Genomic DNA, 13,528 nt, shown 5'->3' with positions numbered 1-13,528 from the left:
ACGTACTATTAATAAAGACTCAAGGTGGTTATAGCATCGGGGCTCACCTCTTACCATTCCGAACAGAGAAGTTAAGCCCGTTAGCGCCAATGGTACTACAATCGTGGGAGAGTAGGTCGCCGCCTTCTTTAAACCCTTCATAAAATATTATGAAGGGTTTTTTTATATCCGAAAATTAAAAAAAAGATCTTTGTAGTACTTTCTGATACAATCCTCTGTCCTAATTTTCTGATAAAGATTAAAGGAAATGAACACTTCTAATCAGATCTTATGGAAAATCTATAATAATTACTTTTAATAAATGATAAACTGCTAATAATTCTAAAAAACAAATAAATAGTATGGTTTCTTAGGAATTAAGAAATAACTTTAGATTTCTAAATGAGGTAAAAGAATTTTATTTTGAATTCTACAATTGCATTGTTTATAATAAGAGTTAATTTTTAAAAAAAAAGATGTATGGCGCTAAAAGTAGTGATTTCTCACAAAACTGTATACAAATATGATAGAGAGGTTAAATTATCTCCGCATATTTTTAGATTGCGTCCTGCACCTCATAGTAGAACTCCAATAGAATCATATTCACTTAAAATTAAACCAGAGAATCAATTTTTTAATTGGCAACAGGATCCTTTTGGTAATTATTTGGCAAGATTAGTATTTCCGGAAAAAACTGATGAGTTATCTGTTGAAGTAGAAATTATTGCTGATCTGAAAACAATTAATCCATTTGATTTTTTTATAGAGGAATCTGCAGAAGAATTTCCGTTTTCGTATAGTGAGACTATTAAAAAAGAACTATTACCTTATTTAGAAGTAACCGATAAGGGATCATTATTAATGGAATTTTTGAAAACTGTTGATATGACACCTCGTAAAACTATCTATTTTTTAATAGATATGAATAGAAAGGTATATGAATATTTGAGGTATAATGTAAGAATGGAACCTGGGGTACAAACTTGTGAAGAGACATTATCTAAACAAAGTGGCTCTTGTCGTGATTTTGCCTGGTTATTTGTACAAGCATTACGTAATCTAGGATTCGGAGCCCGTTTTGTTTCGGGATATTTGGTTCAATTGGCTTCTGATGAGAAGTCTCTTGACGGTCCTTCAGGACCGGAGAAAGATTTTACAGATTTACACGCTTGGGCAGAAGTATATCTTCCAGGTGCAGGTTGGATAGGATTTGATGCTACATCCGGATTATTAGCTGGCGAAGGTCATATTCCATTGGCTTGTACTCCATCTTTTGAAAGTGCTGCCCCTGTTTCTGGTTTTACTGATATATGCGAGACAGAATTTGAATTTGAAAATGCTGTAAAAAGAATTTTTGAATCTCCTAGAGTCACTAAACCTTATACAGAACAACAATGGAAAGAAATTTATAGACTAGGATTCAAAGTAGAAAAGCAATTAGAAAAAAATGATGTAAGATTAACAATGGGAGGTGAGCCTACATTTGTTTCTATAGATGATATGGAATCTCCAGAATGGAATACAGAAGCTGATGGCCCATTAAAACAAAAGTTAGCTATAGATTTATCTAAAAGGCTGATGAATGAATTTGGGAAAGGAGCGGTATTGCACCATGCACAAGGAAAGTGGTATCCAGGAGAACCTTTGCCCCGATGGCAAATTGAAATATGCTGGAGAAAGGATGGAAAGAATATCTGGAATGATAAAAGTTTATTATCTTCTTATGCTCCTGAAACTGTTGTTTCTGAAAATTCTGATAAGTTATTTTTGGAAACATTAACCAAACATTTAGCAGTATCTCAGGATTATATTATTCCTACATATGAAGATGCTTTTTATTATGCGTGGGAAGAAGGAAAGCTTCCGGTAGATTTTGATCCTGCAGAGGATAAGAATAGCTCTGTGGCTCAAAAAAAGTTGATTAAAATACTGGAAGAAGGAACTTCTAAGCCTGTCGGCTATTTATTACCACTCAATACCACAAATAATAAATGGTTTACTTGTGAATGGAATTTTAGAAGAAAACATTTATTTTTAACACCAGGGAATTCTCCAATAGGATTAAGATTACCTTTAAATTCTTTGGTATCTAAACCTGCTCAAGAAGTTTTTCCAATATATGAACCGGACTTATTTACGAAAAAGAAAAAGCTTCCCAGTTATAAAAGACTTATCGCAAGGAGGTATAAAGATTTTACTGAAAGGGGATTAGATTCTGATCAGCCAGATTACTTTATAAGAACAGCACTTTGTTCAGAAATTAGAGAGGGAAAATTATACCTTTTTCTGCCACCGTTAGAAACCGCAGAAATGTTTTTAGATTTGATCGCGGCGATAGAAGCAACTGCCAAAAAATTAAATATACCTGTGATATTAGAAGGGTATGAACCACCAAAAGATAACCGTCTGGAGTCTTTGAAAATTACTCCTGATCCAGGTGTTATAGAAGTAAATGTACATCCTACTCATAATTGGAAGGATTTAGTAGATAATACATTTACTATTTATGAACAAGCTAAACAAGCACGATTAGGTACTGAGAAATTTATGCTTGACGGGAAACATACCGGAACTGGTGGTGGTAATCACGTGACTCTGGGAGGAAAAACCCCAAAAGATAGCCCGTTATTACGCAAACCTAGTTTATTACAGAGTTTACTCACTTTCTGGCAACATCACCCAGGATTATCCTATTTGTTTTCAGGTGCTTTTGTGGGACCTACAAGTCAGGCACCGAGAGTGGATGAGGCTAGACAGGAAAATCTATATGAATTAGAAATAGCATTTAGTCAAATACCTAAAGACGGAGATGTTCCTTTTTGGTTAACTGATCGTTTGTTTAGACATTTATTAACAGATTTAACGGGTAATACACATAGAGCAGAATTTTGTATTGACAAATTATACTCTCCGGATTCTACTTCTGGAAGGTTAGGTATTTTAGAATTACGTGGGTTTGATATGCCTCCACACCCGCAAATGAGCCTAGTACAGAATTTATTAGTGAGAACTCTAGTATCTTGGTTTTGGAAAAAGCCATACCAACACAATTTAGTACGTTGGGGAACAGAATTGCATGATAAATTTTTAATAGAACATTATGTTAGAGAGGATATTAAGGATATTGTTTTTCAATTAAACAGAGCAGGATATAAATTTAAAGAAGATTGGTTCGATCCCTTCTTTGAATTTAGGTTCCCATTACATGGTATGGTTACTATCAATAATATTCATTTGGAATTGCGTTCAGGAATAGAACCTTGGAATGTGTTGGGTGAGGAGATGGCAGGAGGAGGAACTGCACGTTATGTGGATTCATCATTAGAGCGTATTCAAATTAAAGTAAAAGATTTTATAGATGAAAGATATGTATTAACTTGCAACGGTGTAAAAGTGCAATTAAATAGTACTTCTGTTCACGGAGAGTATGTGGCGGGAATTAGATATAAAGCTTGGAATCCATATTCTGCACTGCATCCTACTATTGATGTAGACACACCATTGGTATTTGATATTGTGGATACCTGGAACAAGAGATCCATAGGCGGTTGTACTTATTTTGTGTCGCATCCAGGAGGAAGATCATACGATTCATATCCGGTAAATAGTTATGAAGCAGAGTCAAGACGAATTAATCGTTTTTGGGAGTTTGGACATACACAGGGAGAAATAGATCCTATTGAAGAGAGTATGCAGGAAGATATTTCTGAGATTGCTAGAAGTGTAAAAGAAAAAGGGAGTTCTAAAAGGTTTAGATATAAAGAAATACCCATAGATATAGAATTTCCTCATACCCTGGATTTGCGTAAGCAGTGATAAAAAAATTATATCCAAATGGTTTTGAGTACAGAAGAAGAAATGGTAATAAAAGATTATTTTCAAGAACATAGCTATGATGAAATGTTCTCTTCAGAAATGGTAATTAAGCCAGCATGGAAGAATATTTCGGATAGTTTATTGGGGATGGGTAGTAAAGAGTTAGTATCTAGACAAAAGGATATTGACTGGATGCTTTCTGAAAATGGTGTTACTTATAATGTATATAACGATCCTAAAGGTCTAAATAGACCTTGGAACCTAAATATCATACCGTTTGTATTACAGGAAACTGAATGGAAAAGGATAGAAAAAGGGTTAAAGCAACGTGTACATTTACTAGATCTAGTAGTAAAAGATATTTATAGTAAACGAGAATTAATCAAGAAAGGAATAATCCCATCTGAAATAGTATATGGTCATAGGGGGTTTTTAAGACAATGTGATCAAATAAAATACAATACTCCTAAGAATATTTCAATTTATGCATCTGACCTGTCTAGAGGTCCTGATGGTAGGATGTGGGTAGTAAATGATAGAACTCAAGCTCCTTCGGGAATGGGATATAGTTTGGAGAATAGAGCTGCTGCGGGAAATGTGCTTTCTGAAATTTATAAAAAAAATAATGTTAAAGGTATTGAAGGCTTCTTTCACGACTTTAATCAACTACTGGTTAAATCGTCACCTGATGGAAAATTAAATCCATCTATTGTTATTTTGACACCTGGACCTCATAATGAAACGTATTTTGAACACGCGTATATATCATCATATTTTGGATATCCATTAGTAAGAGGAAATGATCTTATAGTACGAGATGGATTTTTATGGATGAAGTCATTAAAAGGATTAAAAAAGGTTGACGTTGTTTTGCGAAGAGTAGATGATGTATTTATGGATCCGTTAGAGTTAAGAGAGGATTCTTATTTAGGAGTCACAGGTTTATTGGATGTGGTAAGAAGACAAAATGTTACTGTAATTAATCCTGTGGGAACCGGTGTGATTGAGAATTCAGGATTGATTCCTTTCATGCCAGCAATTGCAAAATACTTTTTGAATGAAGAATTACTATTACCACAAATAGCAACGTGGTGGTGTGGTCAACATAACGAAAGACAACATGTATTAGATAATATTTCTAATTATGTGATAAAGAGAATTGATCGTTCACATAGAGAAGACATCGTATTCGGGGAGTTATTAAATGAGGAAGAGAAATTAAAAATTAAAAATAAAATAACTAAGAATCCATACTTGTATGTGGCACAAGAGAAAATTACGTTTTCGACGATACCTAATTTTAATGATGGACAATTAGAACCTCGTAATATGGTATGTAGGGCATTTGCTATAGCTAAAGGAGATACATACGAAGTAATGCCAGGTGGACTGGTACGTGTTTCTCCAGAAGTTGCATCGCTAAGGATAAGCAATCAGCGAGGAGGTACCAGCAAAGATTTCTGTGTGCTATCTGCGAATAATGAAGTAGATGTTACCATATATCCTTCATGGCAAAATGCTCAAAAAACAACAGCTGCAAAACTGGAAGACCTACCTAGTATGACTGCGGAAAACTTATATTGGACAGGTAGATATATGAGCAGAGCATTAGTAACCAGTAGGTTTCTGCGAATGGTTCTTAAAAAGTTTGCAAATACAGACTTTGAGATAGAAGCTATAGAGGATAATAAAAAACTACGGACTTTATTACACGCTGTTACTGAGTTGACTAATACATTTCCCGGTTTTATTGGAAACACTAAACAAAGACCAGTACTAGATATAAAAAAGGAATTATGTGCTGTTATATTGGATAAAAATAAACAAGGTAGTTTAGCAAATACGCTTGCTATGTTTAGTAATTCATATTATGCAATTCGTAATCTATGGTCTACAGATATGTGGCGTGTTTTTGACAGTATCCAGAAACTGTGCAGTATGATGGAAGAAAGAAAGACAGACAAGGATATCTCCATAAAAAGTATTTTAAAAATATTAGATCAGTTAATTACAAAGCTTATAGCTATAATGGGGCTAATAGAAGAAAGTATTTTAGTAAATCAAGGATTGCTTTTATATTTTATAGGATTAAATCTAGAATCGGGGATTTTTAATATTAAAAAGCTTGATTTATTAACAACCAAAGTGACCGATGAGGATACAGAATATAATCTTTTGGAGTGCTTACTTAATAGTCAAGAAAGTTTGAATATTTACAGATATGGATATCGTTCTTATATTACTATTGAAAACACACTTTCTTTAGTTTTATTAAATCCTGAATATGGTCGTTCTTTGATGTATCTTTTGTCAAGATTAAATAAGGATATCAATCGATTACCACCTCCTGAACAACTTATTAGCTTAAATAATTCTCAAAAGTATATATATGATGCATATTCAAAATTAAAATCTGTATCAGTTGAAACTCTCATAATATCCAATCAAGAACGTAACGAGCTTCGTGAAAATTTAAAATATTTATTAGTAGAGTTAGATGTATTGTTAAATGGGGTTTCTATAGAAATTACTAATATATATTTTAATCATATTTCTGGACAGAACCAATTATCTTCTCAAAGCTTTCCAAACTAACAATAATGAAATTTAAAATTATCCATCGTACGGAGTATAGTTATAATGCGGATGTTAGTTTCTGTCACAATATAGCAACAATTGTACCTCGAGAAAGCCCTGGTCAACGGTTGTTAGATTGTAGCATACACATCAGTCCTACACCAGCACCTACTGATATTTCTGAACGTACTGATTTTTTTGGTAATAATATTACCCGATTTTCATTACAACAATTACATCGTAAATTGGAAGTTACTTCTACTAGTATCGTAGAGAGGAATTATACTCAGATTCACGATAGCTTTTATACGGATGCTTGTAAAAGAGTGACGTTATCTCAGGCAGTGTCAATATTAAATAAGAATTATCCAGATATTATTGACGCTAAACAATATATTCTGGATTCTATACTAATTAGAAATACGGAAGATGCTATAAGAGAGTATGCGTCATTATCTTTTAAGCCTGAAAGATCTATATTTGAAGCTGCTTATGAATTGATGCAACGTATTTATACAGATTTTGATTTTGTACCTGATTTAACCAATGTTTCAACTCCTATAAGTGAGGTAATGAAAGAAAAAAAAGGTGTTTGTCAGGATTTTGCGCAAATAGCTATTGCCTGTATTCGTTCTGTAGGTCTTCCCGCTCGTTATATTAGTGGATATATAGAGACATTACCACCTCTGGGAAAAGAGAAGCTAATAGGTACAGATGCATCACACGCGTGGTTTGCTATTTTTGTCCCAGGATTTGGTTGGGTAGATTTTGATCCAACTAATAACCAAATACCCAATAATCAACATGTAGTAGTAGGTTGGGGTAGGGATTATTATGATGTGCCCCCATTAAAAGGTGTTGTGTATAGTTCAGGTAAAAGTGAATTAAAGGTGTCTGTAGATATTCGTCCTGTTGAAGAATCATTTCAATTACAATCACAACAGCAATAGTTCATCATTTATTGTTGTTGCTGTTGTTGCTGTGATTTTTTTTCATCTTCTGTAACATTCACTTTTTTAGACTGATTCATTGCTTTTTCCATATTTATGTATTATTTCATAAATATATAAAAAGAACTTTTATTTTCTAGGTAACAATTTTTTTTCGGACGGATAATAGCGTCTATTTGATGATTTTTTATAAGTTCTCCCATACCATAATAGAACACCACTTACAGGTAATGATGCACATATTAGACTTACCAAGAATACTATAATTTTTCCAGCAATACCTCCAATAGCACCAATATGAATGTCATAATTCATCCGGATTACTTTATCAGCAAATTTTGCATTCTTATATTTTCCGTAAATACTCGTAGTCTCGATTTCCTGAAGCGTGTTTTGATCAAAAAATAAGTAATCCATATCGTAATACAACCCTTTAGAATTACTAACTTCTACAAGTATAGCTGTAGAATCATTTTCTGGATAATGTAGTTCAAAATTCTTAGCTGCATCATACGTTTTAGATAATGCAGGAATTAACTGATCATATGGTGGATTTTGTTCCTTTAACACACTGTTTTTACTGATATTATTTGGCATGATAAACTGTGGAGCCTTATCTCCCCCGGTTGCTTTATAGGCTATAAAATAAAACCAATTAAACGCCATAACGCATCCGGTAAATGCCAGTATCAAACCAAATGAAGAAATATAAAATCCTGTTACTGTATGGAGGTCAAAATTTTTACGCTTCCACCGCGTCTTACTATTCCAATTAAATTGTAAACGTTGTTTCCAATTTTTATTACTTTTTGGCCACCATAAGAAAAGACCACTAATAAGTATTATTAGAAATAAAAGAATAGAATAAGATACTACTCTGGATCCTATGGCTTCAGGAAGCCATAATGTTAGGTGACCGTCCAGAATAAATCCAAAAAAACCTGCGGTATTATCAATTCTTTTTATAAAATCACCTGTATAAGGATTTATAAAGACACTTTGATAAAAAATTTCTGGTTCTGCTTCATAGAAAACTACTTCTATGGCTTCATTTGGTGCGCCATATACCACTCCATGAATAGTTCTTTCGGGTAGTATAGTTTCTGCAATATTCTTTATAGAAGATGCTGAAATAAATTGTTTTTCTATCGGTTGTATATATTTGTAATCATCATAGAAGCTTTCTATTTCTTCTTTAAAAACCCATAGACATCCGGTAATGGAAACAATAAAGAGTACCAGGCCTGTTGTTAATCCTAACACTTTATGGATTTTCAAAATGGTGCTACGTCTTTTGTTTTTTTTCTTCTCAGACATTTTTTGAGTTTAATTTAAAAATAGCACTTCCAAATGATAAATTAGAAGTGCTATTTCGAATTGATAAATAGTTTAATTATTTAACTTAAAAATTCCTTTTACATATAGACCTTGAACTTTAGCTCCTTGCGTAGCAGTTGCGCTTTCAGGATCTACGATATAGATGTGAGTTTCTGTTCCAGCGGTACTGCTTAGGTATGCTTTGCCATCTTCTACAAACATAGTAGATGTATATCTATTAGCGTGAGCAGGAATACCAGCTACATCAGTTACTGTTTGGTTAATTAAGTCAATAACAACTAATTTAAAAAAGCTACCCTGCTCTGAAAAGACTCCCCAAGCTCCAACAGTATCATCTAGAATAATTCTGGCAATCGCTTTACCGTTACCAACATAATCCATCCAAAAAATCTTACCTCCATTTGTTGCTTCTTCTACATTAAAGAAGTAATCAGTATCAAATTCAGTTTCTCCATTATTAATTCGTAAGATTCCAGAAGGCTTAGTAGCTGCCGTAAATCCTGCGCTAAGAGCAGAGGTAGAGAAGGAGTAAATATCACCATCTTCGGTTTGCTCGATTCCTGTGCTATGTCCATTTACACCTATAGGACTTGTTCTATCGTCTTCAATAATTTTTTCTAACTCGAATTCCGGATATGCAAATACAGCTACATAGGCACGATCCACATCTGGAGTAATATAAGATCCATCAGCTAACCATTTATGGTAGGAAACAAATAATTTACCATCTCTAAGAACCATACCAGTTACCCATGGAATTGATCCTGGATCTTCTGCCGTACCACTACCCATATCAATATCAATAGGATGCTCAACAATTTTTTCTAATAATCCTGTTTCTGCATTGATCACATGGAATCTTTTATCAGAAAGACCTGAATAAGTTAATTCTACAGCTAGTAATGTATTGTCATCTATGGCTGAATAATTATCTAATGTAGATTGAAAAGTAAAGTTTGCTTTTTCGGTTAACTCTCCATTAGCATCTAGTTGATATGCGATACATTTATCATCATCAGAATATCCTGCAGTAAATACAGTGTTTCCTGCTCCGTGAAAAAATCTCCATCCGTTTAGTGGTATTCCTTGCCCTTCTACAGATATTTCACCTGTGGTTAGTGATTCTAATGAAGGAAGTTCCAAAATGTAATCTACAGGACTAGCATCTCCAACAGGAAAAGCTTCAAAGCCTACAACGTATTTCGAATCTGCAGTTGTAACAGGGTCGATGGGTGTTTCTCCATCATCTTCATTATCACACGATAGTACTGCTAATGATAGCGCTAACAGAACTATTGTGTTTTTTAACCATTGTATCTTTTTCATTTTTATTTAATTTAAAGTGTTTATATTAATATTTAGTTTGAGATATAATATCTAAGTTTTACATAAAATGCTCTTCCCGGTTGTTGAATTTCAAAATTATCATAAATCTTAGCATCGGTTATATTACGTACGGATGCGGATATATTGTAAGTTCCATTATTAAAGGAATACCCAAATTGAATATTATGAGATAATTGTGTTGGAATAATGTCTCGATCTTCTGGATTACCCTCAATAAAGGAGGTTAATGGATACTCATTTACATAGTAAGAACTCCATGAAATATTGAATTGATCATTAGTGTTTATAAAATTTTTAAAATTAGTTCCCACAGATGCATTTCCAAAGAGGTAAGGGATATTCGCAATTCGTTGATTTTCTAAAAAATCTACACCTGCATTATTTCCTACATTACGATCTATGATATTTTGATATGTTATATTGGCATTTAAGAAAAATATATTATTAAACCGTGTTTTAATCTCACCTTCAATACCGGTACTTCTGGCGGCGGCTGTATTATAGAACCTGGAAAAAATTCCTTCTGATCTAATGGTTATAAAATTTTCTGATTCTCTTAGAAAAATATTTGAATCTAACTGAATTTGAAATTGATCAAAATCTTTATTAAAAAGAACTCCTAGATTGGCATTATAACTTGTTTCCGGGAGTAATTCTGGATTTGATTTTAGTAAAAAGCCATCACCAAAAGCTTCATATCCCTCAGGAATTCTATAGGTTTTTTCAAATGAGCCTTTAACCTGAAAATTATTTAAAATCTTATAAGTAGTTGCAAAACCATAACCTAACTCTTCAAACGAATTATTAAAATCGGTAAAACGTTCTTCTTCTATATTAGTAAAAAGGTCTTCAATTACCCCTATTGATCTTGCTATATATCCCTTAGTAAATATAGAATTAGACCACTTGGCATCTATTATTTTAAAATCATAAGAGATACCCGCAATATTTTTATCAATACTATGAGGATTTTCAAAAGCAATTCTACCGATACTGGCAGGATCTTCTCCTTTCCTTTCTATATAATTTTTTGTGTAACTAAAATTAAGCGAGCTATTACTATTAATGTTATAATTTATCAGGGTATTTATCAAATGTAAATCATCTTCAAATTCAAAAAGAGTTTTACTAAATTCAAATTCTCCAAGAGATTGATCTCCACGTTCTATAAAATTGCCAAACCAATCATACTTTCTTGATGAAGTATCAACAACTTTTTCTCTGTTTTTTGTAATCGAACCATAAATTTTTAGCGAAATGTTTTTAAGAATATTTTTTTTATGATATCCAATAGATCCTGATAAGATGTTATTTTTAGTGAATACTTCGCCAAAAGGATTTTGTGGATCAATAGGATGTTGAATTTCATTCTTATTGCCAGAAGCAGTAATTCCAATTGCTATATTATCAGCAAAGGATGTATCTGTAATGCCTGCTTTTACGTTGATCATTTGCGAAGAATAGGCATCATGAAACCTTCTAACATTATCTACAGTGACTCCAGTGTCATTACCCAGTTCATCACGTATTTCTATGTCATCAATTGTATAATCATTATCTGAATAATTATAATACGATGATAATTTAATGAATGCCCCTTTATTACCATAATACTGTCCATTTATGGTTGCTCTTTGAGTATTAAATGATCCAATGTCATAAGATGCATCGACAAAGCTGTTCTTTTTTTGATTAGTGATTAAATTTACGGCACCACCTAGTGCATCAGCACCTAGATCAATCGGTACAACTCCCTTATAAATCTCAGCACGTTCTATGAGTGATGCGGAAAAATTATTAAGACTAAAAGAACTTCCTAAGTTTTCAAGCGGAATCCCATCTATAAAAAACTTTACTTGTTTTCCTGAAAGACCATTTAGAGAAAAATCAAAATCAGCTCCTAATCCTCCTCGTTGTCGTATGTTTACTCCTGGTATAGAGGTAAGAGCAGTATTGATATCAATACTAACATTTTTTAATCCAGTAGTTTCCAGAACTTCAACTTCAAACGCTTTTTCACGAGTACGCTGAGCGCTTGTCTTACCTTTTACAATAACATCGCTTAGTTCTTTAATATCTTCTTTCAGAATTATTTTTAAGTTTTTACTCTTATCTTTATCTATAATAATAGTATTTGTATAATCTCGAAATCCTATATAACTAACAGAAATGGTATAAGAACCTATAGGTAGTATAAGTGAGAACTCTCCATTAAAATCACTTACTGTTCCTATATTAGGTTGTTCTACGATGCTTATAGAAGCATCAGGAACAGGATTAGAATTACTGTCTAAAATAATACCTGAAACCTCGCTTTGAGCATGGCAAAAAACACTATATAAGAACAGAAAAAAAAGACTTCCCTTTTTGCCAATTTCCCCCGAAATTATCATAATTTTTTTATAATAAAGTTGATAGACTTGTAATATTATTTATATTTGGTCTAAATAAATTTAAATGCAAAATTAATATGTATAGTAAGATAAAAATGACGTTTTATGGATAAAAAAAGACGTGATCAATTCATATCTTTTGAGGGTTCATCTAACAATGAATTTAAAGATTTTTGGGAGTCTATGATGACTCCATTAAGTCGACAAGAAGTTTGTGGTGTTTTACATAAAAAGTATCAATTTCAACCTCGATACGGGATTGGTTCTTTTGAATTTTACTTTTTTGACGGATTATATCTATCTATAACAGATGTGAAATTTAAGCAAGATTTAGTTATTTCCGGAACCAGTACTGATGCGGCTTTGGAGCTTTCATTTTTACTAGAAGGTGAACAAATAATCAAGTTGGAGGAAGGAGAAAAGAATGTAATCTACGAAGGTCAGGAAAGTTACCTTCTATATCTTTTAAAAAAGTCAGGAGATATTTGTTATCATAAGAACAAACATTTTAGAGAAGTAAAAATACGTATGAATACTGATTTTATTAAAAATCACCGACTTGATGAAGTCCATGATTTTAGAAAAAAGTATACTTTACAATCACATAATACTAACTTTACTTCGCCTATTTGTGTGAAAACTCAAGAGATTTTAACAGAGATATTATCTGATGATCGTCAGGGGTTATTTAAGAGGTTATTTTTACAATCTAAAATCTTAGAATTACTTTCTTTGCGATTAGATACTAATCAGAAACCTAATCTCGACCCGTCTGTTAAAGATCCTAAATCAGTTAAGAAAATTTATGAGATACAAACAATTATTAATTCAGATTTAACAGAACAATTTTCTATTCAACAGTTATCACGTAGAGTAGGGCTTAATGATTTTATAATCAAGAAGGAGTTTAAAAGGGTTTTTGGCCAAACAATTTTTGAATACGCGCTTGCCCAAAGAATGATAAAAGCTCGAAAATTATTGCTATATAGTAAAAAACCTATTTATGAAATTTCTGAATTAGTTGGTTATAAAAATGCGACTCATTTTACGGCAGCTTTTAAAAAGATAGAGGGTATTACACCTAAGAAATACAGACTACAGCATTCTTATTAAGCGTTCCATATATTA

At 32.6% G+C, this 13,528-nt stretch carries 7 protein-coding genes and 1 rRNA gene; 5 read left to right on the top strand and 3 right to left on the bottom strand.

Annotation, left to right across the window (positions count from 1 at the left end; all coding sequences use genetic code 11):
* Positions 1-20 precede the first annotated feature (20 nt).
* The 4 genes from rrf to ABD816_RS17760 all read left to right on the top strand — a co-directional run bounded on the left by rrf (position 21) and on the right by ABD816_RS17760 (position 7,322).
* A 5S ribosomal RNA gene (gene rrf, locus ABD816_RS17775) occupies positions 21-128 on the top strand.
* A 331-nt stretch (positions 129-459) separates the two neighbouring features.
* A complete protein-coding gene (locus ABD816_RS17770; protein ID WP_344929684.1) occupies positions 460-3,795 on the top strand; it encodes a transglutaminase family protein in 3,336 nt (1,111 codons plus the stop codon).
* 18 nt (positions 3,796-3,813) lie between these two features.
* The gene (locus tag ABD816_RS17765) at positions 3,814-6,390 is read left to right on the top strand and encodes a circularly permuted type 2 ATP-grasp protein (protein WP_344929683.1); all 2,577 of its coding nucleotides are present in this window, start codon (positions 3,814-3,816) and stop codon (positions 6,388-6,390) included.
* A 5-nt stretch (positions 6,391-6,395) separates the two neighbouring features.
* Positions 6,396-7,322, top strand: a complete 927-nt coding sequence (locus ABD816_RS17760; protein WP_344929681.1) for a transglutaminase family protein — start codon at positions 6,396-6,398, stop codon at positions 7,320-7,322.
* A 129-nt stretch (positions 7,323-7,451) separates the two neighbouring features.
* Here the strand turns inward: ABD816_RS17760 and ABD816_RS17755 are convergent, their stop codons facing one another.
* From ABD816_RS17755 to ABD816_RS17745, 3 genes are all read right to left on the bottom strand, one after another.
* Complete coding sequence (locus tag ABD816_RS17755; RefSeq protein WP_344929680.1) at positions 7,452-8,639, bottom strand: PepSY-associated TM helix domain-containing protein; 1,188 nt, start codon at positions 8,637-8,639, stop codon at positions 7,452-7,454.
* Between the two features lie 72 nt (positions 8,640-8,711).
* Entirely contained in the window at positions 8,712-9,986 is a 1,275-nt protein-coding gene (locus ABD816_RS17750) for a DUF4374 domain-containing protein (protein ID WP_344929679.1), read from the bottom strand.
* A gap of 32 nt (positions 9,987-10,018) precedes the next feature.
* Entirely contained in the window at positions 10,019-12,400 is a 2,382-nt protein-coding gene (locus tag ABD816_RS17745) for a TonB-dependent receptor (protein ID WP_344929678.1), read from the bottom strand.
* Positions 12,401-12,505: 105 nt separating this feature from the next.
* Between ABD816_RS17745 and ABD816_RS17740 the strand changes: the two genes are divergently transcribed.
* A complete protein-coding gene (locus tag ABD816_RS17740; protein ID WP_344929676.1) occupies positions 12,506-13,513 on the top strand; it encodes a helix-turn-helix transcriptional regulator in 1,008 nt (335 codons plus the stop codon).
* Positions 13,514-13,528 lie beyond the last annotated feature (15 nt).

The organism is Aquimarina addita, assembly GCF_039539305.1.
GTDB classification, from domain to species: domain Bacteria; phylum Bacteroidota; class Bacteroidia; order Flavobacteriales; family Flavobacteriaceae; genus Aquimarina; species Aquimarina addita.
The sequence above is the reverse complement of the archived record's forward strand: the minus strand, read 5'-3'. Positions and strand labels throughout refer to the sequence as shown.